At 66.4% G+C, this 22243-nt stretch carries 18 protein-coding genes and 1 tRNA gene; 3 read left to right on the top strand and 16 right to left on the bottom strand.

Going from position 1 to position 22243, the window contains the following annotated elements; all coding sequences use genetic code 11:
• Nucleotides 1–116 precede the first annotated feature (116 nt).
• Nucleotides 117–581 (bottom strand): hypothetical protein, encoded by a 465-nt coding sequence (locus DK368_RS07870; RefSeq protein WP_240002390.1) that lies wholly within the window; start codon nucleotides 579–581, stop codon nucleotides 117–119.
• Nucleotides 582–680: 99 nt separating this feature from the next.
• The gene (gene gluQRS, locus DK368_RS07865) at nucleotides 681–1562 is read right to left on the bottom strand and encodes a tRNA glutamyl-Q(34) synthetase GluQRS (RefSeq protein WP_114393370.1); all 882 of its coding nucleotides are present in this window, start codon (nucleotides 1560–1562) and stop codon (nucleotides 681–683) included.
• 66 nt (nucleotides 1563–1628) lie between these two features.
• On the opposite strand from gluQRS, the gene DK368_RS07860 reads away from it, so the two are divergent.
• Nucleotides 1629–2321: an alpha/beta hydrolase gene (locus DK368_RS07860; RefSeq protein WP_240002389.1), complete on the top strand. Its 693-nt coding sequence runs from the start codon at nucleotides 1629–1631 to the stop codon at nucleotides 2319–2321.
• A 234-nt stretch (nucleotides 2322–2555) separates the two neighbouring features.
• On the top strand, nucleotides 2556–3089 hold the full coding sequence (locus DK368_RS07855; RefSeq protein ID WP_420818888.1) for an HNH endonuclease: 534 nt from the start codon (nucleotides 2556–2558) through the stop codon (nucleotides 3087–3089).
• Nucleotides 3090–3131: 42 nt separating this feature from the next.
• Here DK368_RS07855 and DK368_RS07850 read toward each other — a convergent pair whose 3' ends face one another.
• Both DK368_RS07850 and DK368_RS07845 read right to left on the bottom strand, forming a co-directional pair.
• Entirely contained in the window at nucleotides 3132–3698 is a 567-nt protein-coding gene (locus DK368_RS07850) for a demethoxyubiquinone hydroxylase family protein (RefSeq protein WP_114393368.1), read from the bottom strand.
• The gene (locus tag DK368_RS07845) at nucleotides 3695–4222 is read right to left on the bottom strand and encodes a disulfide bond formation protein B (protein WP_114393367.1); all 528 of its coding nucleotides are present in this window, start codon (nucleotides 4220–4222) and stop codon (nucleotides 3695–3697) included. The genes DK368_RS07850 and DK368_RS07845 overlap by 4 nt, the downstream gene beginning before the upstream one ends.
• A 160-nt stretch (nucleotides 4223–4382) precedes the next feature.
• Between DK368_RS07845 and DK368_RS07840 the strand changes: the two genes are divergently transcribed.
• Nucleotides 4383–4468: transfer RNA gene (locus DK368_RS07840), tRNA-Leu, on the top strand.
• A gap of 275 nt (nucleotides 4469–4743) precedes the next feature.
• Here the strand turns inward: DK368_RS07840 and lpdA are convergent.
• The 12 genes from lpdA to DK368_RS07780 all read right to left on the bottom strand — a co-directional run bounded on the left by lpdA (nucleotide 4744) and on the right by DK368_RS07780 (nucleotide 21475).
• Nucleotides 4744–6144: a dihydrolipoyl dehydrogenase gene (gene lpdA / locus DK368_RS07835; protein ID WP_114393366.1), complete on the bottom strand. Its 1401-nt coding sequence runs from the start codon at nucleotides 6142–6144 to the stop codon at nucleotides 4744–4746.
• A gap of 124 nt (nucleotides 6145–6268) precedes the next feature.
• A complete protein-coding gene (gene odhB / locus DK368_RS07830; protein WP_114393365.1) occupies nucleotides 6269–7486 on the bottom strand; it encodes a 2-oxoglutarate dehydrogenase complex dihydrolipoyllysine-residue succinyltransferase in 1218 nt (405 codons plus the stop codon).
• Nucleotides 7487–7563: 77 nt separating this feature from the next.
• Nucleotides 7564–10509, bottom strand: coding sequence for a 2-oxoglutarate dehydrogenase E1 component (locus DK368_RS07825; RefSeq protein ID WP_114393364.1), 2946 nt, complete (start codon nucleotides 10507–10509; stop codon nucleotides 7564–7566).
• 80 nt (nucleotides 10510–10589) lie between these two features.
• Nucleotides 10590–11474: a succinate--CoA ligase subunit alpha gene (sucD, locus tag DK368_RS07820; RefSeq protein ID WP_114393363.1), complete on the bottom strand. Its 885-nt coding sequence runs from the start codon at nucleotides 11472–11474 to the stop codon at nucleotides 10590–10592.
• Nucleotides 11475–11485: 11 nt separating this feature from the next.
• On the bottom strand, nucleotides 11486–12679 hold the full coding sequence (gene sucC / locus DK368_RS07815) for an ADP-forming succinate--CoA ligase subunit beta (RefSeq protein ID WP_114393362.1): 1194 nt from the start codon (nucleotides 12677–12679) through the stop codon (nucleotides 11486–11488).
• Between the two features lie 79 nt (nucleotides 12680–12758).
• Nucleotides 12759–13700, bottom strand: a complete 942-nt coding sequence (locus DK368_RS07810; protein ID WP_114393361.1) for a lactate/malate family dehydrogenase — start codon at nucleotides 13698–13700, stop codon at nucleotides 12759–12761.
• 2 nt (nucleotides 13701–13702) lie between these two features.
• Entirely contained in the window at nucleotides 13703–15184 is a 1482-nt protein-coding gene (locus DK368_RS07805) for an SLC13 family permease (protein WP_114393360.1), read from the bottom strand.
• Nucleotides 15185–15675: 491 nt separating this feature from the next.
• Nucleotides 15676–17034 carry a sigma-54-dependent transcriptional regulator gene (locus DK368_RS07800; RefSeq protein WP_114393460.1) on the bottom strand — a complete coding sequence of 453 codons (1359 nt, stop codon included), beginning with the start codon at nucleotides 17032–17034 and terminating at the stop codon, nucleotides 15676–15678.
• Nucleotides 17035–17039: 5 nt separating this feature from the next.
• The gene (locus DK368_RS07795) at nucleotides 17040–18812 is read right to left on the bottom strand and encodes a sensor histidine kinase (RefSeq protein ID WP_162305926.1); all 1773 of its coding nucleotides are present in this window, start codon (nucleotides 18810–18812) and stop codon (nucleotides 17040–17042) included.
• A 157-nt stretch (nucleotides 18813–18969) separates the two neighbouring features.
• Nucleotides 18970–19398, bottom strand: coding sequence for an NUDIX hydrolase (locus DK368_RS07790; RefSeq protein WP_114393358.1), 429 nt, complete (start codon nucleotides 19396–19398; stop codon nucleotides 18970–18972).
• A gap of 19 nt (nucleotides 19399–19417) precedes the next feature.
• The gene (gene phbB, locus DK368_RS07785) at nucleotides 19418–20149 is read right to left on the bottom strand and encodes an acetoacetyl-CoA reductase (protein ID WP_114393357.1); all 732 of its coding nucleotides are present in this window, start codon (nucleotides 20147–20149) and stop codon (nucleotides 19418–19420) included.
• A 150-nt stretch (nucleotides 20150–20299) separates the two neighbouring features.
• Nucleotides 20300–21475 (bottom strand): acetyl-CoA C-acetyltransferase, encoded by a 1176-nt coding sequence (locus DK368_RS07780; RefSeq protein WP_114393356.1) that lies wholly within the window; start codon nucleotides 21473–21475, stop codon nucleotides 20300–20302.
• Nucleotides 21476–22243: the final 768 nt, after the last annotated feature.

The following is a 22243-nucleotide window of genomic DNA, read 5'->3' as shown; positions in this document are numbered from 1 at the left end:
GATTACAGCCCCGACCTTGGTCGGGGGCGATCAATGCTTGGCGGGCATACAGCGACCACGAGGGCGGGCAGACGGCATCCCTCCAGCACCGGGCCAGCACCGGGGACGGCCCGGAATCAGAACAGGGCGTCGATCTCGCTCTGGTCCAGGCTGGCCTGGGGCAGCGAGCCATGGACGATGGCGCTGCCCTTATCGACCAGACGCTGCAACCGCTGCCAGTAATCGGCGGCGGTAAAACCCAGCATGTCCGGATCGTCCTTCATGCCGTCCAGCACCTCCACCGCCTCGGCGATGAGGGCATTCATCTCATCGGTATTGGCATCGAAGGGAACGCGGAACTCTGCCGGCACATATTCATAGGCCTCGATGGCCAGCGGCGCGAAGGCCAGACCCGACGCGGCGAAATGCTCACGATAGGTCTTGGGCTGCCAGGCCCGGATCTCCTCCAGCATGTCCGGCATATCGCCGAGCATCGAGAGAAGCATGATCACTTCATTGAAATGGTTGAAGTAATCCGTCGACAACAAGGTGTTGTCGTCGATGGTCGTATCGCGGACAAGCCGCCGGAAATGATCGAGCATGGGAACGTCGGGCATAATCAAGGTGGATAGCATATCCATGGCCGGGCGCATTGCCAAATTTGTATAGTCTTTTGAAGTGTCACGGTCTTGCCACGGCCATCAGCCGGGAAAGCCGGCCATGGCCCGGACCTCCGCCGCGCTGTGTCCGGCTTGTCGCAAGACCCGCAACGCCGTGGCCCCGTCACGTTTCGACAGGCGCCGACCGTCGGCGTTGGTCAGCAGGGCATGGTGATGATAGTCCGGCACTGTCAGCCCCAGCAGAGCCTGCAGCAGCCGGTGCAGATGGGTGGCGTGAAACAGATCGACGCCGCGGGTGACCAGGGTCACACCCTGGAGATGATCATCCACCGTCACCGACAGATGATAGCTGGTGGGCACATCGCGGCGGGCCAGCACCACATCACCCAACAGGCCCGGCTGTGCCACCACTGTCCCGGCGGCGCGGTCGTGCCAAACCAGCGGCCCGGTCAGGCGCAGCGCGGCGGCCACGTCGAGGCGCAGCGCATGGGGCTGCCCCGCCGCCAGCCGGTCCTGTACCAGACCGGCCGGCAAGTGGCGGCAGGTACCGGGATAGAGCGGTCCGTCCGGTCCCGCCACCGTCAGGTGCGGGGCGTTGCCGGCCCGGGCGATCTCCTCCTGGATCTCCCGGCGCGAACAGAAGCAGGGATAGATCACCTCCAAAGCGCGCAGGCGGTCCAGGGCGGCGGCATAGTCGGCCATATGCTCGGACTGGCGCCGCACCGGCCCATCCCAGTCCAGCCCCAACCAGGCCAGATCCACCTGCAGGGCCGCCTCGAAGTCCGGGCGGCAGCGGGCCGGGTCGATGTCCTCGCTGCGCAGCAGGAACCGCCCGCCGACATGCCGCGCCGCCGTCCAGCCGCACAGGGCGGAATGGGCGTGGCCCAGGTGCAGATAACCGGTGGGGCTGGGCGCGAACCGGGTGACGGTGAGCGCAGGGGCCGGGAAACGGGGGGTGGACATGGTCCGTGATCTAGCACCCGCATGCCCGGATTGACAGGGCCGCCCGCCACGGGGGACGCTTGCCGCATGAGCATGCCCAGTTCCGACCAATCCGGATTCGACCTGTCCAGCCCCGACCTGACCGGCCCGGCGCGCACGCCGGCCGATGGCAGCCCCACCCGCCAGCTTGTCGTGCTGCTGCACGGGCTGGGCGCCGACGGACACGACCTCATCGATCTGGCCGACGCCTGGGCGCCGCTGCTGCCGCAGGCCGGCTTCCTGTCGCCCCACGCCCCCTTCCCCTGTGACATGGCCCCCTATGGCCGGCAATGGTTCTCCCTGCGCGACTGGACCATGGCCAGCCTGACCGCCGGGGTACAGGCCGCTTCGCCGGTGCTGCAGGGCTTTCTGGAACGGAAACGGCAAGCGCTGGGACTGTCCTGGTCGCAGATCGCCCTGGTCGGCTTCTCGCAAGGCACCATGCTGGCCCTGCATCTGGCCCCGCGCCTGCCCGAGCCGCTGGGCGCGGTCGTCGGCTTCTCCGGGGCATTGGCCGGGCCAGAACTTCTGCCCACGCAGATCCGGTCGCGGCCACCGGTGCTGCTGCTGCATGGCGAGGCGGATGGGGTGGTGCCGGTCGCCGCCTCGATGCTGGCCGCACAGGCGTTGGAACAGGACGGTATTCCCGTGACGCTGCATGTGCAGCCCGGTCTGGACCATGCCCTGGACGAGGACGGCATCACGCGGGCCGGACAGTTCCTGACCCGGCATCTGCGGTGACACCTCCCAGGGGGAGTAGCTGATATCAAGCAGGACCACCAGCCCTTGCGTCTCGACGAAATATGACGGCGGCGTGACATTTGCGCCGAGAGATAAGCCGGTCATGGACAGGGCACGGATTAGCGCGTAAAAAGGGCGCCAGTTCCGGCCTGGCGTGCAGCAGGCGCCGGTCGGGCACCGACGGAACGGCAAAGGGGGTGGGCGTTGTCTCCACCACTTGAGAGTTGTCCGGCTTTGGTGCTGAACGCGGACTTCCGTCCGCTCAGCTACTTCCCCCTGTCGCTTTGGTCGTGGCAGGAGGCGGTGAAAGCTGTTGTCCTTGACCGGGTCAATATCATCTCGGTCTATGACAGAACCATCCGGTCTCCGAATTCGGAAATCCGGCTCCCCAGTGTCATCAGTTTAAAAGAATACATACCTGCGACACGAAGGCCGGCTTTCACAAGATTCAACGTTTTCCTCAGGGACAGTTTCACCTGTCAATATTGCGGTCGAAGTTTTCCCACCCCGGAACTCACCTTCGACCATGTCATTCCCCGCTGCCGCGGCGGGCGCACCAGCTGGGAAAACGTCGTCACCTCCTGCTCCGCGTGCAATCTTCTCAAGGGCAGCCGGTTGCCGCACCAGTGCGGCATGCACCCGATGCAGCCGCCCTTCCAGCCCACCGCCTATGAGCTTCAGGAAAACGGCCGGGCCTTCCCGCCCAACTTCCTGCATGAAAGCTGGCGGGACTTCCTCTACTGGGACACGGAGCTGGAGACCGGGTAGCCTTTCCCCGTCTCGCTTCACACCGCGATCTTAAAATCCGGATCAGACCCGCTGCGACAGCCAGATGGCGGCGCGCGACCCCGCCTTCACCAGGGCGGACAGCAGCGGATAGCCCGTGGCCAGCTCGGCCCCGTTGGCCAGACCGATATCCCGGTGCTCCGACTCCTCGGCGCGGAAACGCGCAATGGTGGCTTTCAGCGCAGGCTCGTCGTCGCCCAGCGACTCGGCCTGATGGGCGTAATGGCCGTCGATCACCTCTTCCACCGCGACGGTGCAGGCCATGGCCGCCCGCTCACCCAGCAGGGCGGTGACGGCGCCGAGGGCGAAACCCGCCACATGCCAGACCGGCTGCAACAGCGTCGGCCGCACATGGCGGCGGCGGATCTGCCGGTCGAACTCGTCCAGATGCACCCGCTCCTGGGCCGCCATATGGCGCAGCACGGCCCCGTGCCGCCCCTTGCCCAGCACGGCGATCTGGCCGGCATAGATGCGGGCGGCGCCATACTCCCCGGCCTGATCGACACGGATCACGCGGTGCAGGGCCGTGCGCCGGTCAGGATCGCCGGGCAGGCGGGCGGGCCGGACCAGGGGCGGCGTCCCGGCGCTCACGCCCCCCGCCCCCGGCCACAGCGCAGGGTCAGGATGGCGGACAGGGCGGCGGCCACGGTCAGCCCCACTGTGGCCAGCAGGTTGAAGCCGGCGATGGAGATGCCGAACAGCGACCAGGGCACATCATCGCAGCGCACCACCGGCGCCGCCAGGATCTGGCTCCGCAGATCGTCCAGGCCGCCGCCGATGCTGACATCGGCGGTGCAGCCGGTGAAGCCCTGCCACCAATGCTGCTCGATGCCCACATGGATGAAGGACAGCACCGCCCCCACCAGGAAGCCCAGAGCGCCCAGGGCCAGGACCAAGCTGCGCGCCTGGGGCCGGTCGGCCATGGTCAGGCCGGGCAGCAGCACGCCGATGGTGCCGGCATAGGCCCAGCGTTCCAGGATGCACATCTCGCAGGGCAAAAGCCCGAAGACGTATTCGGCGATGAAAGCGGTCGCCAGGGCGGCCACGCAGATGCCGATGAACCCGAGCACAGGCAGGCGGGGCGCGGCGAGCAGGGCGAGGATGCGGTCGATCATGTCCGTCAAAATAGGCCATCCCGCGCCGCAGCGGAAGCGTCCCCGCCGCGACCATTCGGCCCCGTCTGTCCATCCGGTGTTCTCAGCGGAGCACCCGCCAGATTTCCGTTGAATGGCGGCCGGCAGCCGCTATGATCCGCCCGCGTCCACAGCGCCCGGTGCCCCAGTGGCGAAATGGTAGACGCGGCAGACTCAAAATCTGTTGCCCGCAAGGGCGTGCTGGTTCGAGTCCGGCCTGGGGCACCACTTTATTTTCAAGGGCTTAGCGTAGGGTTGGGTGAGAAGAACGGAACGGGAATACCAACTCACCCGTACCAACTCGTACCAACTCCGTTCCAGCCCAGAGAACAAAAGAGAACGGCGGCCACTGGCCGCCGTTGGTGTTTTGGGATCCACCAACACCGCCATTCATCGCGAATGCCGTCGCCATCCTCCGGCCCCACATCCCTGTCCGCATCCAGCCCCTCGGGCCGCCCCCGGCAGGAAGGTCTCCCGGCCGGAGGCGACAGCGATGGTGCGCGTCACATATGGATGGCGCGTTTGTCGACGGCCAGTGCCGCCTCCTTCACGGCCTCGGCCAGGGTCGGATGCGCGTGGCAGGTGCGGGCCAGGTCCTCGGACGAGCCGCCGAACTCCATCAGCACCGTGACCTCGGCGATGAGGTCCCCGGCATGGGGGCCGATGATGTGGCAGCCCAGCACACGGTCGCTGGCCGCATCGGCCAGGATCTTCACGAAGCCGTCGGTATGCTTCATGGCGCGGGCGCGGCCATTGGCCGAGAAGGCGAACTTGCCGACCTTGTAGGCGATGCCGGCTTCCTTCAGCTCCTCCTCGGTCCGGCCGATCGCTGCCACCTCCGGCGCCGTATAGACGATACCGGGAATGGCATCGTAGTTCACATGGCCATGCTTGCCGGCGATGATCTCGGCCACGGCCACGCCCTCGTCCTCGGCCTTGTGCGCCAGCATCGGCCCGCGCACCACATCGCCGATGGCATAGATGCCGGGGACGCTGGTGCGGAAATGATCGTCGATGACGATGCGGCCGCGCTCGGTCACGACCCCGGCCTTGTCGAGACCCAGACCATCGGTGTTGGGACGGCGACCGATGGCCACCAGCACGATATCGGCCGAAAGCGTCTGCGCGGCACCGCCGGCGGCGGGTTCCAGCGTGACGGTGGCACCACCCTTCTTGCCCAGTTCGACCCCGGTGACCTTGCTGCCGAGATGGAAGCTGAAGCCCTGCTTTTCCAGGATGCGCTGGAACTGCTTCGCCACCTCGCCGTCCATGCCCGGCAGGATGCGGTCGAGATACTCCACCACGGTCACCTTGGCGCCAAGGCGTTTCCAGATCGACCCGATCTCCAGGCCGATGACACCGGCTCCGATCACCACCAGTTCCTTCGGCACGGCCGCCAGGCTGAGCGCACCGGTGGAGGTAACGACGGTCTTCTCGTCGATGACCACGCCGGGCAGGGCCGCCGTTTCCGATCCGGTGGCGATGACGATGGCCCGCGTTTCCAGGGTACGGGTGGTGCCATCCGCCGCCGTGACCAGGACCGCGCCGGTCGCCGGGATCGAGGCGACGCCCTGGAAGGCCTCGATCTTGTTCTTCTTCAGCAGGAAGCCGACACCATTGACGTTGGCATCGATGGTCTCCTGCTTATGAGCCATCATCTGCTTCAGGTCGATCCGGGGCGGGGTGATGCCGATGCCCAGACCGGGGAAGGCACGCGATGCCTCTTCGAACAGGGCGGAGACGTGCAACAACGCCTTGGACGGGATGCAGCCGACATTGAGGCAGGTGCCACCATGGGTGGCCCGCTTTTCGACGACGGCGACCTTGAGGCCGAGCTGGGCGGCCCGGATGGCGGCCACATAGCCGCCGGGTCCGGTGCCGATGACGACGAGATCATAGGACATGTCAGAAGCCTCGTAAGACCCGGCCGGAGCCGGGCTGACCCCGACCGGTCGCCCGCTGAGCGGACAGCCGGCCGGGGACGTGGAGCAGGGGGCGGAGGCGCCCGGGCGGTGACGGGGGGGCCGCTCAGAGGTCCAGCACCAGCCGGGCCGGGTTCTCCAGCATCTCCTTGATGCGCACGAGGAAGGTCACCGCCTCCTTGCCATCGATGATGCGGTGGTCGTAGGAGACCGCCAGATACATCATCGGCCGGATCTCGACCTTGCCGGCCACCGCGATCGGCCGCTCCTGGATCTTGTGCATGCCCAGGATCGCCGATTGCGGCGCATTGAGGATCGGGGTCGACATCAGCGAGCCGTACACGCCGCCGTTGGAGATGGTGAAGGTGCCACCCTGCATCTCCTCGATCTTCAACTGGCCGTCACGGGCGCGCTTGCCGAAATCGCCGATGGCCTTCTCGACACCGGCGATGGACAGGGTGTCGGCGTCGCGCACCACTGGCACCACCAGGCCCTTGTCGGTGCCGACGGCCACGCCGACATGGTAGTAATTCTTGTAGATGATGTCGGTGCCGTCGATCTCGGCATTGACGGCGGGCACCTCCCGCAGCGCCTGCACGCAGGCCTTCACGAAGAAGCCCATGAAGCCCAGCTTCACACCGTGCTTCTTCTCGAACACGTCCTTGTACTGGTTGCGCAGCGCCATCACCGCCGACATGTCGACCTCGTTGAAGGTCGTCAGCATGGCCGCGGTCGACTGCGCCTCCTTCAGGCGGCGGGCGATGGTCTGGCGCAGCTTGGTCATCTTCACGCGCTCTTCACGCGCACCGTCGTTCGCGGGCGATGGCACACGGACCAGCGCCGGGGCGGCGGCGGGGCGGGCGGCGATGGCGGCCAGCATGTCCCCCTTGGTGACGCGGCCATCCTTGCCGGAGGCCGCGACCGAGGCGGGGGCGATGCCGCTCTCCGCAACCAAGCGCGCCACGGCGGGACCATTGTCTGCGACCTTCGCCACCGGTGCGGCGGCAGCCGGGACCGCGGCCGGGACACTGACTGGGGCTGCGGCCGGTGCCGCGACAGGCTTCGATGCGGCCGTCGGCGCCGTGGCGCCGGCATTGAGCGAGCCCAGCAAGGTGTTGACGCCGACAGTGTCGCCCTGCTTCACCAGGATCTCACCCAGCACACCGGCGGCCGGTGCATTGACCTCCAGCGTGACCTTGTCGGTTTCCAGCTCGACCAGCGGCTCGTCGAGCTTCACGGCCTCTCCCGGCTTCTTGAACCAGCGGCCGATCGTCGCCTCGGTAACGGATTCACCCAGGGCGGGTACGCGGATTTCGATGGACATCGTTTCGATCCAGATTGTCTTGCGCGCGCTGGCGCGGAGGAAAGAGGGCGGCGCGCCCGGGGGCGCGCCGCCAGGCATCACGCCGCGAATGCGGCCTCGAGGAAGGCGCGCAGCTGCGCCTGGTGGGCCGACATGGTGCCGGCCGCCGTGGACGCGCTGGCCGGACGTCCGGCATAGGCCGGGCGGCCCGCCTTGGCCCCGGCCCGCGCCAAGGCTTCTTCCAGATGGGGCTGGACGAAGGTCCAGGCGCCCATGTTCTTCGGCTCTTCCTGGCACCAGACCAGGTCGGCATTGCGGAACCGCTTCAGTTCCTGCGTCAGCGGCTCCAGCGGGAAGGGATAGAGCTGCTCGGCCCGCAACAGATAGACATCGTCGATGCCCCGCTTCTCCCGCTCTTCATAGAGGTCGTAATAGACCTTGCCGGAGCAGAGGACGACGCGGCGGATCTTTTCGTCCGGAACAAGACGGATCACCTCGCCGGAACGCCGGGCGGCATCATCGTCGAGCAGACGATGGAAGCTCGTCCCCTCGGCGAATTCGGCCAGCTGGGACACACAGCGCTTGTGACGCAGCAGCGATTTCGGCGTCATCAGGATCAGCGGCTTGCGGAAATCCCGCTTCAGCTGCCGGCGCAGGATATGGAAGTAATTGGCCGGCGTGGTGCAGTTGGCCACCTGCATGTTGTCTTCGCCGCAGAGCTGGAGGTAACGCTCCAGACGGGCGGACGAATGCTCAGGTCCCTGGCCCTCGTACCCGTGCGGCAGCAGGCAGACCAGACCGGACATGCGCAGCCATTTGCGCTCGCCGCCGGAGATGAACTGGTCGAACATGGCCTGGGCACCGTTGGCGAAATCGCCGAACTGCGCTTCCCACAGCGTCAGCGCGCCGGGTTCGGCCAGCGAGTAGCCGTATTCGAAGCCCAGCACCGCCTCTTCCGAGAGCATCGAGTTGATGACTTCGAAGCGGGCCTGACCTGGACGGATATGCTTCAGCGGGATGTGGCGCGCCTCCGTCTCCTGGTCGGTCAGGACGGCATGGCGGTGGCTGAAGGTGCCGCGTTCGCAATCCTGGCCCGAGAGCCGGATGGACTGGCCTTCATCGAGCAGGGAGCCGAAGGCCAGCGCCTCGCCGGTGGCCCAGTCGATGCCGGCGCCCGTCTCGATCATCTGGCGCTTGTTGTCCAGCATGCGGGCCACGGTCTTGTGCAGCTGGAAGCCCTCCGGCACGGCGGTGAGCCGCTGCCCGATCTCCCGCAGGCGGCCCGCGGCGACGCCGGTGACACCGCGGCGCGCCTCGCCCATGCTGTCGGACGGCACGGCCTTCAGCCCGGCCCAACGCCCTTCCAGCCAGTCGGCCTTGTTCGGTTTGAAGCTCTTGACCGCGTCGAAATCGGCGGAGAGCTTCTCCTTGAAGGCGGCCCGCGCCGCCTCGAACTCGCCGGCGCCGATCACGCCCTCGGCTTCCAGCCGGGCGGCATAAAGCTCCAGCGTCGTCTGCTGCGACCGGATCTTCCGGTACATCAGCGGCTGGGTGAAGCTCGGCTCGTCGCCCTCATTGTGGCCGAAGCGGCGATAGCAGACGAGGTCGATCACCACAGGCTTGTGGAAGGTCTGGCGGAATTCGATGGCCAGCCGGGCGGCGAAGACGACCGCTTCCGGATCATCGCCGTTCACATGGAAGACCGGTGCCTCCACCACCTTGGCCACGTCCGACGGATAGGCCGAGGAGCGCGAGCAATAGGGGTTGGTGGTGAAACCGATCTGATTGTTGACGACCACATGGACCGAGCCGGCAACCGTGAAGCTGCGCAGGCCGGACAGGCCGAAACACTCGGCCACGATGCCCTGGCCGGCGAAGGCGGCGTCGCCATGCATCAGCACCGGCAGCACCGCCGCCCGCTTCTCCGCCGGCATGTCGTCGGCGATCAGCGTATCGGCCAGCATGTCCTGCTTGGCGCGGCTGCGGCCCAGCACCACCGGGTCGACCACCTCCAGATGCGAGGGGTTGGGCGACAGCGACAAGTGGACATTGGCGTCACCGATGCTGCGGTCCATCGACGCGCCGAGATGGTACTTCACGTCGCCCGAGCCCTCGATCCCGTCGGGCTTGAAGGAACCGCCGGCGAACTCGTGGAAGATGGCGCGGTGCGGCTTGCCCATGACCTGGGTCAGCACGTTGAGGCGACCGCGATGGGGCATGCCGATCACGACCTCCTTCACGCCCAGACCGGCCGCGGTGCAGATGATCTCCTCCAGGGCGGGGATCAGCGTCTCACCGCCATCGAGACCGAAGCGCTTGGTGCCGGGGTATTTCAGGTCGAGGAATTTCTCGAAGCCTTCGGCCCGGACCAGTGTCGCGAAGATGCCGCGCCGCTCCTCGGCGGACGGGCGGTCAAGCCGGACGGGATTCTCGATCCGCGCCTGCAGCCATGCCTTTTCCTGCGGATCGGCGATGTGCATGAACTCGAAGCCGAGCGCGCGGCAATAGAGGCTGCGCAGCCGCGCCAGGACTTCACCCAGCGTCGCCGTATCGAAGCCAAGGGCACCACCGACGAACATTTTACGGTCGTGGTCGGCCGGGCCGAAGCCATAGGTCTCCGGATGCAGGTCGGCATGGTCGCGTGGCGCGGCAAGGCTCAGCGGATCGAGATCCGCCAGCAGATGGCCGTGGGTCCGGTACGCGCGGATCAGCTTGGCCACGCGCACACTGTCATGGGCGGCGGCGGCCAGTTGCTCGAAGGACGGCACCGCGCCGTTGGCCGCTGGCTTCTGTCTGGCAGGGGCTTCGACCGCCGGCCAGTTGCCGTCCAGCGCGAAGACCAGGTCGCCCTTGGCGACCTGCGGCCAGTCGGACCGGCCCCAGGACGGGCCGCTGACCACCGTTTCGCCGGCGGCGTCCATTTCGGCGAACACGGCCTGCCAACTGGCATCGACCGAAGCGGGATCACGGAGGTAACGGGCGCGGAGATTCTCGAGCCAGGCGAGATCTTCGGCGGGAAGGGTGGAAATCGGTGTCTGTGTCATGGCGTATCACGAACCTGAACGGTTCTCTCCCTGTGAGGGCGATCCGCCCCGCGCCGGTGCTGCGGGGCGGACGTGGCCTGTCAGCGCTTCAGCAGATCCACGAGGGTCTTCCCGAGGCGCGCCGGCGAAGGTGAGACGGCGATACCGGCCGCCTCCATCGCCGCGATCTTGTCCTCGGCTCCCCCCTTGCCGCCGGAGATGATGGCCCCGGCATGGCCCATCCTCCGGCCCGGAGGGGCGGTCCGGCCGGCAATGAAGCCGACAATGGGCTTCTTGCGCCCTCGCCTGGCTTCGTCCTTGATGAACTGCGCCGCATCCTCCTCGGCCGAACCACCGATCTCGCCGATCATGATGATCGACTCCGTCTTCTCATCGGCCAGAAGCATCTCCAGCATGTCGATGAATTCGGTGCCCTTGACCGGATCACCGCCGATGCCGACGGCGGTGGTCTGGCCCAGCCCTTCCCGGGTGGTCTGGAACACGGCCTCGTAGGTCAGCGTGCCGGAACGCGAGACGATGCCGACCGAACCCGGCTTGAAGATATTGGCCGGCATGATGCCGATCTTGCTCTGTCCGGCAGTGACGACGCCCGGGCAGTTCGGCCCGATCAGACGCGAGGTCGATGCCGACAGGGCGCGCTTGACCTTCACCATGTCGATCACCGGAATCCCCTCGGTGATGCAGACGATCAGCGGGATTTCCGCCTCGATGGCCTCGCAGATGGCATCGGCGGCACCGGGGGGCGGCACATAGATCACGGTGGCGTCGGCGCCGGTCCTGGCCGCCGCTTCGGCGACGGAGTCGAAGACCGGCAGATCCAGATGCGTCTGGCCGCCCTTGCCCGGAGCCACGCCGCCGACCATCCGTGTACCGTAGGCGATGGCCTGCTCGGAATGGAAGGTGCCGGTCTTGCCGGTGAAGCCCTGGCAGATGACCTTGGTGTTCTTGTCGATCAGAATGGACATCTGGCGCTCCTTCAGCTCCGGACGGCGTTGACGATCTTCTGGGCGGCATCGTCCAGGTCGTCGGCAGGGATGACGTTGAGGCCGCTGTCGCGGATGATGGTCTTGCCGTCCTCGACGTTGGTGCCTTCCAGGCGGACCACCAGCGGAACCTGAAGGTTGACGGTCTTCATGGCCGCGACCACGCCGCGGGCGATGACATCGCACTTCATGATGCCGCCGAAGATGTTGACCAGGATGCCCTTCACCTTCGGATCGGCGGCGATGATGCGGAACGCCGCGGTGACCTTCTCCTCGGACGCACCGCCGCCCACATCCAGGAAATTGGCCGGCGCCTCGCCATAGAGCTGGATGATGTCGAGCGTGGCCATGGCCAGGCCGGCGCCGTTGACCATGCAGCCGATGCTGCCGTCCAGGGCGATGTAGGCGAGGTCGTGCTTGGAGGCCTCGATCTCCTTCGGGTCCTCCTGGGACTCGTCGCGCAGTGCCAGAATGCTCTGCTGGCGGAACAGGGCGTTGGAATCGAAGCTGATCTTCGCGTCCAGCAGGTTGAGCCGCTGCTGCTTGGTCACGATCAGCGGATTGATCTCCAACAGCGCCATGTCGGTGGCGACGAAGGCGGTGTAGAGGTTGCGGCCCAGCGCCTCGGCCTGTTTGGCGAGATCGCCCGTCAGGCCCAACGCCCGGGCGATGGCGCGCCCGTGATGCGGCATGTAACCGGTGGCCGGATCGATGGAGAAGGAAACGATCTTCTCCGGCGTGTCATGCGCGACCTTCTCGATATCCATGCCGCCTTCGGTGGAGATGACGAAGGCGATGCGCGAAGTGCCGCGATCGACCAGCATCGACAGGTAGAATTCCTTGTCGATGTCGGACCCGTCTTCGATATACAGGCGGTTGACCTGCTTGCCGGCCGGCCCCGTCTGCGCCGTGACCAGGGTCCTGCCGAGCATCTCCTCGGCGAAGGCCCGCACCTCCTCCACTGATTTGGCCAGACGCACGCCGCCCTTGGCGGCGGCCGGCAGTTCCTTGAACTTGCCCTTACCACGGCCACCGGCGTGGATCTGCGACTTCACCACATAAAGCGGACCGGGCAGCGCCCCGGCCGCCTGTTCGGCCTCGGCCGGCGTGAAGGCCGGATAGCCGGCGGAAACGGGCAGCCCGAACGTCTTCAGCAGGGCCTTGCCTTGGTGTTCATGAATATTCATTGCGATGCATCCGTTGGCTGGGGCCGGTGCCGCCCGGCGCTCCCCTGTGGAGGCCGGAGCGGGGCAGCGCCGGACAGGGTCAGGCGGCGAGGCTGGAAGCGATGGCGCTCTGGATCACGCGGGCACTGGACTGGAGGGCCGTACGCTCCGATGCGTCGAGTGCAGGCATCAGCGGGCGCGACGCGCCGTTGCGGCCGAGCACATGCGGCAGCGAAATGCAGGTCCGCTCCACATCGAGGACCTCGTCCAGGTAGGTCGAGACGCTGAAGACCAGTTGCTCATCCGCGAGGATGGCCCGCGCCAGCCGGGCAATGCAGCCACCGATGCCGAAATTCGACACACCTTTGCCGACCTTGATGCGATAGGCGGATGTGCGGACCTCCTGGGTGATGCTTTCCCGCAGAGTGGCGTCGATGGGACGGCCAATGGACTGGGCGAAATGGTCGAGCGGCATGTCGGCCACGTGGGCCGCACTCCAGTGCAGCACTTCGGAGTCGCCGTGTTCGCCCAGCACATAGGCGCTGACCGACGGCGCCGCGACATTGAGATGCCGTGCCAGCCGCTCGCGGAACCGGGCGCTGTCCAGCGCGCAGCCCGTGCCGATGACACGGCCCGGCTTCAGGCCGAACCGTTCGACGGCGATGGCGGGCATCACATCCACCGGGTTCGTCGCCAGCAGCAGGATGGCCTCAGGCGCATGTTTCAGCACCTGTTCGATGATCGACATCACGATGCCGGTGTTGGTCTTGGCCAGATCGAGCCGGGTCTGGCCCGGCTTCAGGCTGGCACCGGCGGTCACGACGACGAGATCGGAACCGGCCAGATCCTCGAATGTGCCGGAGCGGACGTGCCAGCCGATGCCGAACGCAGCGGCGTGGGCGATATCCTGGGCCTCGGCTTCGGCGCGGTTCCGGTCGATATCGACGAGGACCACATCACCGCCACCAGGCAGCAGCGTCAGGAGATAGGCGGCGGCCGAACCGACGAGGCCGGCGCCGACAATGCCGATGGAACCGGACATGATCAGAGTACTCCGAGCAGGGGCCAGTAGGTGACCGACAGCAGGGCCACCAGCAGGAGCCCGATGATGGTGACCGTCAGGCCGACCTTGACGAATTGCGTGGTGTTGAAGGCGCCGGTGGCGTTGCAGAGCATGTTCTGCGGCGCGTTTGGCGGCAGGATGAAGCCGAAGGACACGACCATGCTCTGGACGAAGACGATGCCGAACATGGTGGACTTGTCGACGGGCAGGGACTGCGTGAAGGCGATGACGATGGGGATCAGGGTGCTGGCCAGTCCGGTGGCCGAGGCGAAGCCGAGATGCAGCACCACACTGAAGACCGACAGCAGGGCGATCACGATCCAGATCGGCTTGTCGGCAAGGCCCAGCTGACCCAGGCTGATATTGGCCAGCCAGGCAGCGGCTCCGGTCTTCGACAGCAGCAGCCCCAGGGAGATGCCGGCGCCGAACAGGATCACGGTTCCCCACGGCACCAGCTTTTCCGCCTGCGACCAGTTCATGACGCCGATGCGGGGCATCAGCAGCAGTGCGATGCCGACCTGCGTGGTGGTGGTGGTGTCGAGCGGATGCAGCCAGCCTTCGGTCGACCACAGGAACAGCAGAGCGACCGCAACCAGGATCAGGCGGAGTTCGGCCGGCGACAGCGGGCCGAGTTCGGCCAGCTGCTGGCGGATTCTGACCTTGGCGGCCTCAGGCTCCGGGGCTTCGGGGCGCAGGACGAACAGGGTCACGAAGAACAGCGCCACGCACATCAGGATGGTGAAGGGCAGGGCGTAGATGAACCACTCACCCCAGGTGTAGGTGTGGCCGAAGGTCTTCTGCATGAAGTCGAGGCTGATCAGGTTCTGCGCCGCCGCCGTCTTGATGCCCATGTTGAAGACGGAGCAGACCTCGGCCGTGACGATCATCAGCGCCGCGCCGAGCCGGCTGTTGATCGGCATCTCAAGGGCCGCGACGATGCCGACCATGATGGGGATGACAGCACCCACGCGCGCCGTGGCCGAGGGCACGAACAGCGCCAGGACGAAGCCGACCAGCATGGCGCCGAACAGCAGCCGGGGCGGGGACACGCCGACCGCATTCATGATGATGAGGGCGATGCGCTTATCAAGCCCGGTATGCTTGAGCGCAACGGCGAGGAACAGCGCCATCGCCACCAGGATCGCGGCCGACGACGAGAACCCGCCCAGCATCAGATTGAGGGACTGGGCGGAGGTCAGCGGCGCCTTGCCATCCGGCATCATGGTGCCGATCAGGCCAAGGGCGGCTACGCCGACCAGGATGATGGCGCTGGCGGCTGGCGAGACGCATTCGCTGATCCAGATGATGACCACCATGGCCAGCACACCCAGAGCGGCCTGACCGGCGGTCGAGAGACCCACAGGGGTCGGCATCAGCATGATGCAAATGAATACGAGGAAAGACGCAAGAAGGATTCCGAGCTTTTTATTCGATCTTGGCTCGGCAGGGGATAAGAACTGCATGGCGCATCTCCTTGCCAAATCCTCGCCAGGCACAGGATTTCGTTTCCTCTTCGTCTCTATCGAAGTGGATCATCCAGCATTTCGAGGATAAGCGTTGTTTTCGTCCGGGATTTCAGAACGTGCGTTCTTCATCTCGATCGAGGAAACCGGTTCACGCTTTCCGAGGAGATATCAGCAAGGAGGATGCCAGGGCGTGGCCATGCCACCGAAAAACATGCATACAAATCAATGTCTTACATGTTTGATCCAGATCAAGTCGCAAAAATCGGCAAGTTCTTGCCGATACGACCGAATTCATGCGCGGAAAACAGCCTGTCCGCCGGCTCGGGTCTGGCGGAAATCTGGATTCTATTTGCAGAGATTTTCCCGGGCCTGTCCCCCGGGGGCGCCGACGGGCTTCCGGTGCCTGCCTGCCGGCGCCGGCTGTTCCATGTCATCCGTCTGGTTTTCTACCGCGGACCGGGGCCGATGTGCGGCCCCTCCCGCAATCGTCATGCCTCGCCGGGGGGATGGGCGCGGGCAGCGGCGCGCTCGATGCTCAGGCGGCGCATCTTCTCGTTCAGCGTCCGTCGCGGGACATCGAGGATCTGCATGGCCCCGGCGATCGAACCTTCGCTCTGGTTCAGCGCCGCCAGGATCAGGCTACGCTCATAATCATCCAACATGCTGTCAAGGCTGCGCATCTCGGCGACGGCCGGGGTGGCGCACCCACAGAGATGCAGACCGAGGCCAAGGCCGAAACGCTCGGCCGCACTCTTCAATTCGCGCACATTGCCGGGCCAGGGATGGTTCAGCAGGGTCGCAACCAGAGCCGGCGTAAGCTCGGGCGGGCGGCGTTTGGCACGCTCGGCACAGGCGGTGGCGAACTGGGTGAACAGCAGGATGACGTCGTCGCCGCGCTGGCGCAGCGGTGGAATATCGATCTCGTAGCCGGCCAGCCGGTAATAGAGGTCTTCCCGGAAACTGCCTTCGCCCGCCGCTTCCCGCAGCTTGAGCTTGGCGGCACTGACGACCCGGACATCGATGGGGATCAGGCGGTTCGAACCGACACGTTCGATCACCCGTTCCTGCAACACGCGCAGCACCTTGGCCTGGGCCCCCAACGGCATGCTCTCGATCTCGTCGAGGAAGACCGTGCCGCCATTGGCGAACTCGAACTTGCCGACGCGCTGCGTCTTGGCGCCGGTGAAGGCCCCGGCCTCATGACCGAAGAGTTCGCTTTCAAAAATCTCGTGCGGAACCGCCGCGCAGTTGATGGCGACGAAGGGTTTGGTGCGACGCGGCCCGCAATCGTGCAGGGCACGCGCGACGACCTCCTTGCCGGTGCCGGTCTCCCCGCGGATGAGGATATCGAGCGGTGCATCCAGCAGTGCCCGCACCTCGTCCTTCAGCTTCAGCATCGCAGCGGATTGCCCGAGAATGCAGGTGGAGACGGCGTCCTGGCCACCCAGCCTGGCTTCCGCGGCGTGCAGGCGGCGTGTCAGGACATGTTGCGTGCAGGCGTTGCGCAGCGTCGCGATCAGCCGTTCCGGATCATGCGGCTTGGTCAGGAAGTCGAAGGCCCCGAGCTTCAGCGCCTCGACGGCCAGCGGCACGTCACCATGGCCGGTCAGCAGCACCACGGGCAGATCGGGGCTGCTGTCCCGCAGGGTGCGCAGCAGATCCATGCCCGAGCGTCCGGGCATGCGCACATCGGTCAGCACGGCATCGACGGGATGGGCCTGCAGCAACGTGACGCCGGCATCGGCATTGGCCGCCGTCAAGGTGTTGAACCCGGACAGGGTCAGCCATTGCGCCAATGCGCCGAGAAGCATCTCGTCATCATCCACCACCAAGACGGTTCCGAGCATCTCGGTCACGTGTGCTGCTCCTGGGCCACAATGGTCGTCTTCACCGGAAGATACAGATGGAACCAGGTCTGGCCCTCGGCCGTGCGCTCATAGCGGAGCGCACCACCATGCTCCTGGGCGATGGCATAGCTGATCGCCAGACCGAGCCCAAGCCCCTCACCCACCTCCTTGGTCGTGAAGAAGGGTTCGAACAGGCGGGCGCGGGCGGTTTCAGGCACGCCGGCGCCATAGTCGCCAACGCCCAGATGGGCGTACCCGTCCCGGATATCGGCAATGACGACGATCTCGGGCCGGACCGACCGTTTGGCGGCATAGATGGCATTCTTCAACAGGTTGAGAATGATCTGCTCGATGCGGGCCGGGTCCGCATCGACCAGCACCGGCGCATCATAGGCGCCACCAACCGTGGTGCCGGCATCGCGGATGCGGAACTTCATCAGTTCGATCATGCGACGCGCCGTTTCGGCGAGATCGATCTCTTCCCGGCGGTGGTCGCTGCGGCGCGACAGGTGCTTGAGGCTGCCGGTCAGCCGGGCCAGACGTTCGACCGTCTCGTCCATGATGCCGATGTTGGCGACGGCGCTGTCCGTGTCGCCCCGCGACAGCAGCAGCCGGGTGCTCGACAGATAGGTCTTCAGCGCCGCCAGCGGCTGGTTGACCTCATGGGCGAGGCCGGCGAACGCCTGCCCCATCGACGCCAGCTTCGCCGCCTGGACCAGCTCATCACGGGCCTTGTGCAGGGCGGCGTCGGCGTTGCGCCGCTCGATGATCTCCGCTTCGAGCAGCGACATGGCACTCACCAGCTCGCTGGTGCGTTCGGCGACGCGGATCTCGAGGTCGCGCTTGGTCCGGCGGTCGGCCTTGTGGCGATCGCTCTGCTGCTTCAGCGTCACGATGGTCAGCAGCGTGACGAGACCGACGAGGAAGACCGTGAGGGCCGCCGTCGGCGGCTGCCAGTCCCGCGAGCTGCGCAGCAGCACCGTGGTGATTTTCCAGGATGTGCCGTCAATCTCGCGCGAGGAGATCACACTGGGCGGAAATTCCCGGCGCAGGTCGATCGTGGCACCGATGGGGTTGGTGGCGTAGCGGTGTTCCGCGTCCAGCAGCGCCCGCACCTGCGGGGACAATTCCGCCAAAGGCCGGTAGCGCAGGCTGGAGGTGCTGCTGAGGAAGACGACACCGTCGGCATCGCTTACCAGCACACGTTCCCCGCCATCGGCCCAACTGGCCTCCAGCCGTGAGAACACGGTCTTCACAACGATGACGCCGAAATCCTGGGGACCGGGGCCGAATTGAATCCGCGACGACAGGAAATAGCCGGGCCGGCCTGTGGTGACACCGACACCATAATAGGAACCCGAACCTGTCTCCTTCGCGATGCGGAAATAGGGGCGGAAACTGTAATTGCCGCCGATATAGCTGCCGGTTTCCGCAAAATTGCTGGATGCCAGCGTCACACCGCGGAAATCCAGCACGAAAACGGCATCGAGACCGTTCTCCCGGGTCATCCGCTGCAGCAGGACATTGGCCGCGGCACGGGCCGTCTCGTCATCGGGGCGCTGGAGCAGGGTCCTGACATCGACCGTGGCCCCGGCCAGGGCCGGCAGGCCGCTGACGCGGTCGATCGAGGTCCGGAACGTGTCGGACAGCAGCGACAGGCGGGCCTGCGCGTCGCGGGCCAGCTGTCCTTCCACATACCAGGACATGCCGATATGGACGAAGCCCGCCAGCAGCAGCAGCGCCAGGACGAAGAGCGACGTGACAAGGCGCGGTTTCATAAGAAAGCGGGTCTGCAGATCCGGGGACAAGGCTGCAACCGGCCGGATCATGTCTGTGCCGATCGTCCGCTCCACTGTGGCGCCGTCGGGGGTAAGCCGTCCAGGATCTTCTTTGCCGCGCCCAGTCCGGCGGCGTTCAACCGGCCGGGAGGGACCGTCAGCCGCGGCGGGCCGCGGCCAGATGCAGGACCTGGCGCAGAGGGTCCCAGGCCACCAGCCCGTCCGCCTGCTCCAGGGTGGCCCAGCGGGCGTCCAGCACATCGTCGGCGGCCACGGGATCGCCGCACAGCCAGTCGGCCAGCACATTGACGATGGTGTAATGGAACAGCAGCGCACCGTCTGTGTCGTGAACGATGTTGTCCACCGCGGTCAGCACGGCGGTGGCACGGGCCCGGACCCCGGTTTCCTCCCACACCTCGCGTTCGGCGGCGGCGAACAGAGTCTCCGCCAGTTCCTGGCTGCCGCCGGGCAGCGACCATTCGCCATAGCCGGGCGGCTTGCCGCGGCGGACCAGCAGCAGCCGGTCGCCTTTCCAGACGATGCAGCCGACCCCGACCCGGGGATGGAGGGGCGCACCAATGGTCATGGTGCGCCCGTCCCCGGCCTCAGTACATATGCTGGCCGCCATTGATGGACAGGGTGGAGCCGGTGATGAAGCCGGCTTCGTCCGCCACCAGGAACAGCACGCCGCGGGCGATCTCCTCCGCCTTGCCCAGGCGGCCCACCGGCACCTTGGCCACGATCTTCTCCAGCACATGGGGCGGCACGGCGCGGACCATGTCGGTGTCGATATAGCCGGGGGCGATGGCGTTGACGGTGATGCCCTTGGCGGCCCCCTCCTGGGCCAGGGCCTTGGTGAAACCGTGCAGACCCGACTTGGCGGCCGCGTAGTTCACCTGCCCGTACTGGCCGGCCTGACCGTTGATGGAGCCGATATTGACGATGCGGCCGAAATTGCGGGTGCGCATGCTGTCGATGACGGCGCGGCAGGTGTTGAAGCAGCTGGTCAGGTTGGTCTGGATCACCGCCGCCCACTGCTCCGCGCTCATGCGATGCATGACGCCGTCGCGGGTGATGCCGGCATTGTTGACCAGCACATCCACCGGACCCAGATCCTGCTCGATCTGGGCGATGCCGGCCCGCACCGCCTCGTAATCGGCCACGTCGAACTTGTAGGCGGGAATGCCGGTGCGCTCGGTGAATTCCTGCGCCGCCTGCGCGTTGCCACCATAGTTGGCGGCCACCTTGTAGCCGGCATCCCGCAGGGCCACCGAGATCGCCTCACCGATGCCGCGGGTCCCGCCGGTCACCACGGCCACGCGCGCCTTATTCTCCATGTGTTTCCCCCCGAGGCTGGATGGATGGCCCGATCAGTGGCGGGCCGTTTTCCTGGAAAAAGCATAGCCGGCTTTTGGGCTGGATTGCCAGCGCACCTGCAGGAGACGGGGGCGCGGCCCGGCCTGGCCGGACCGCGCCGTCTCCATCCCTTACCCGCGCTCGACGCAGAGCGCGATGCCCATGCCGCCGCCGATACAGAGCGTGGCCAGACCCTTCCTGGCATCGCGCTTCTGCATCTCGAACAGCAGGGTGGTCAGCACACGGGCGCCGGAGGCGCCGATGGGGTGACCCAGCGCGATGGCGCCGCCATTGACATTGACCCTGGCCGGGTCCCAGCCCAGATCCTTGTTCACGGCCAGGGCCTGGGCGGCGAAGGCCTCGTTGGCCTCGATCAGGTCGAGGTCGTCGACACCCCAGCCGGCCTTCTTCAGGGCGGCGCGGCTGGCCGGGATCGGGCCGGAGCCCATGACCGCCGGATCGACGCCGGCCGTGGCCCAGGAGACGATGCGGGCCAGCGGGGTGATGCCGCGCCGCGCCGCCTCGTCGGCGCCCATCAGCACCAGCGCCGCGGCGCCGTCATTGATGCCCGAGGCGTTGCCGGCCGTGACCGTGCCGTCCTTCTTGAAGGCGGGGCGCAGCTTGGCCAGGGCCTCGGCCGTGCTGCCGGCCTTGGGATATTCGTCGGTGTCCACCACCACGTCGCCCTTGCGGCCGGCGATGGTGACGGGGACGATCTCGTCCTTGAAGCGGCCGGCCTTCAGCGCGGCCTCGGCCTTCTGCTGGCTGGCGGCGGCAAAGGCGTCCTGCTCCTCGCGGGTGATCTGCCACTTCTCCGCCACGTTCTCGGCGGTCATGCCCATGTGGTAGCCGTGGAACGCATCCATCAGCCCGTCCTTGAGCATGGTGTCGACCAGCGTGGCGTCGCCCATGCGGGTGCCGCCGCGCAGATGCATGGTGTGGGGCGACTGGCTCATGCTTTCCTGCCCGCCGGCGACGACGATGCGGGCATCACCCAGCCGGATGGCCTGGAAGCCCAGGGCCACGGCGCGCAGGCCGGAGCCGCAGAGCTGGTTGATGCCGTAGGCCGTCTTCTCCACGGGGATGCCGGCCTTGACCGCCGCCTGGCGGGCCGGGTTCTGGCCGGCTCCGGCGCTGAGGATCTGGCCCAGCACCACCTCGTCGACCTCGGCCGCATCGGTGCGGGCGCGGGACAGCGCCTCGCGGATGGCCACCTCGCCGAGGGTATGGGCCGGCACGCTGCTGAGCGCGCCGTTGAACGACCCGATCGGCGTCCGGGCGGCGCCGGCGATCACAACCTCGACCATGGTTCCTCTCCTCGCATTATCATTAGCCCGGTGAAGGGCCAGGGAAGCTTAGGCGGACTCCAACAGGGCACGCAAGGCAAGGTCTAACGCAGGACAATGGCGGTTGCATTATTGTTCTGAGTCAATCGTAAAAATCCATATCGGACTAATCCATCGGCGTCCCCGGCCGCATCCTGGCGCGTCCGCGCGCAGGACCGCAGCCGGCGCCGGGGCGCCGGGCCGGAACGGCCAGCCCGGACCATGGCGACCGGCGCATCCCAAAGGCGACGTTAAGGCGACATGACGCGACGCTTAAGGTGACGAAAGGCGACGTTAAGGCGACCAAAGGTGACGCTTAAGGTGACGGGCGTCGCCTGGCACGCCCCTGAAAATAAAGGATTATTTTCCTTAAAGTGACAAAGGTGACGGATTTTTCCGTGCGGGAGTCCGTCGCGTTAGCGTCTGGCTTTGTTATGTTCACGCTGTCCAAGACCCCTGCACCCGGCGGTGCGGATGAGTGCAGCGAAGCATGAAAATAGGACTTTGGTCAAATGAACAAGCACGACGGACCCGCAGGCGATCTGGACCGCGGACGGAGGCGGAGGGACAGGCCGATCCGTGTCCTTCGGCTGTCTGGCGGTCACACCGCCAATCCTCCGCAAAGGCGGAGCATCCAAGGCCATTGCGCGCCCGATCCCGGGGTCCCGCCTTCGCGGGAACGATGCGGGAAAAGCCCTGCGGGACGGGCGCGCGCATGCCGGGGCCACACCAGGGTATCGGCAAAGAAAA

Origin of the sequence: Oleisolibacter albus (genome assembly GCF_003336875.1) — a bacterium.
Taxonomy (GTDB): domain Bacteria; phylum Pseudomonadota; class Alphaproteobacteria; order Azospirillales; family Azospirillaceae; genus Niveispirillum; species Niveispirillum album.
The sequence above is the reverse complement of the archived record's forward strand: the minus strand, read 5'-3'. Positions and strand labels throughout refer to the sequence as shown.

Excerpts from the sequence above, each read along its gene's own strand:
- DK368_RS07870 (WP_240002390.1), bottom strand. The coding sequence starts at position 581 with ATGCTCGATCATTTCCGGCGGCTTGTCCGCGATACGACCATCGACGAC.
- gluQRS (WP_114393370.1), bottom strand. The coding sequence starts at position 1,562 with ATGTCCACCCCCCGTTTCCCGGCCCCTGCGCTCACCGTCACCCGGTTC.
- DK368_RS07860 (WP_240002389.1), top strand. The coding sequence starts at position 1,629 with ATGAGCATGCCCAGTTCCGACCAATCCGGATTCGACCTGTCCAGCCCC.
- DK368_RS07845 (WP_114393367.1), bottom strand. The coding sequence starts at position 4,222 with ATGATCGACCGCATCCTCGCCCTGCTCGCCGCGCCCCGCCTGCCTGTG.
- lpdA (WP_114393366.1), bottom strand. The coding sequence starts at position 6,144 with ATGTCCTATGATCTCGTCGTCATCGGCACCGGACCCGGCGGCTATGTG.
- odhB (WP_114393365.1), bottom strand. The coding sequence starts at position 7,486 with ATGTCCATCGAAATCCGCGTACCCGCCCTGGGTGAATCCGTTACCGAG.
- DK368_RS07825 (WP_114393364.1), bottom strand. The coding sequence starts at position 10,509 with ATGACACAGACACCGATTTCCACCCTTCCCGCCGAAGATCTCGCCTGG.
- sucD (WP_114393363.1), bottom strand. The coding sequence starts at position 11,474 with ATGTCCATTCTGATCGACAAGAACACCAAGGTCATCTGCCAGGGCTTC.
- sucC (WP_114393362.1), bottom strand. The coding sequence starts at position 12,679 with ATGAATATTCATGAACACCAAGGCAAGGCCCTGCTGAAGACGTTCGGG.
- DK368_RS07810 (WP_114393361.1), bottom strand. The coding sequence starts at position 13,700 with ATGTCCGGTTCCATCGGCATTGTCGGCGCCGGCCTCGTCGGTTCGGCC.
- DK368_RS07805 (WP_114393360.1), bottom strand. The coding sequence starts at position 15,184 with ATGCAGTTCTTATCCCCTGCCGAGCCAAGATCGAATAAAAAGCTCGGA.
- DK368_RS07800 (WP_114393460.1), bottom strand. The coding sequence starts at position 17,034 with ATGCTCGGAACCGTCTTGGTGGTGGATGATGACGAGATGCTTCTCGGC.
- DK368_RS07795 (WP_162305926.1), bottom strand. The coding sequence starts at position 18,812 with ATGAAACCGCGCCTTGTCACGTCGCTCTTCGTCCTGGCGCTGCTGCTG.
- DK368_RS07790 (WP_114393358.1), bottom strand. The coding sequence starts at position 19,398 with ATGACCATTGGTGCGCCCCTCCATCCCCGGGTCGGGGTCGGCTGCATC.
- phbB (WP_114393357.1), bottom strand. The coding sequence starts at position 20,149 with ATGGAGAATAAGGCGCGCGTGGCCGTGGTGACCGGCGGGACCCGCGGC.
- DK368_RS07780 (WP_114393356.1), bottom strand. The coding sequence starts at position 21,475 with ATGGTCGAGGTTGTGATCGCCGGCGCCGCCCGGACGCCGATCGGGTCG.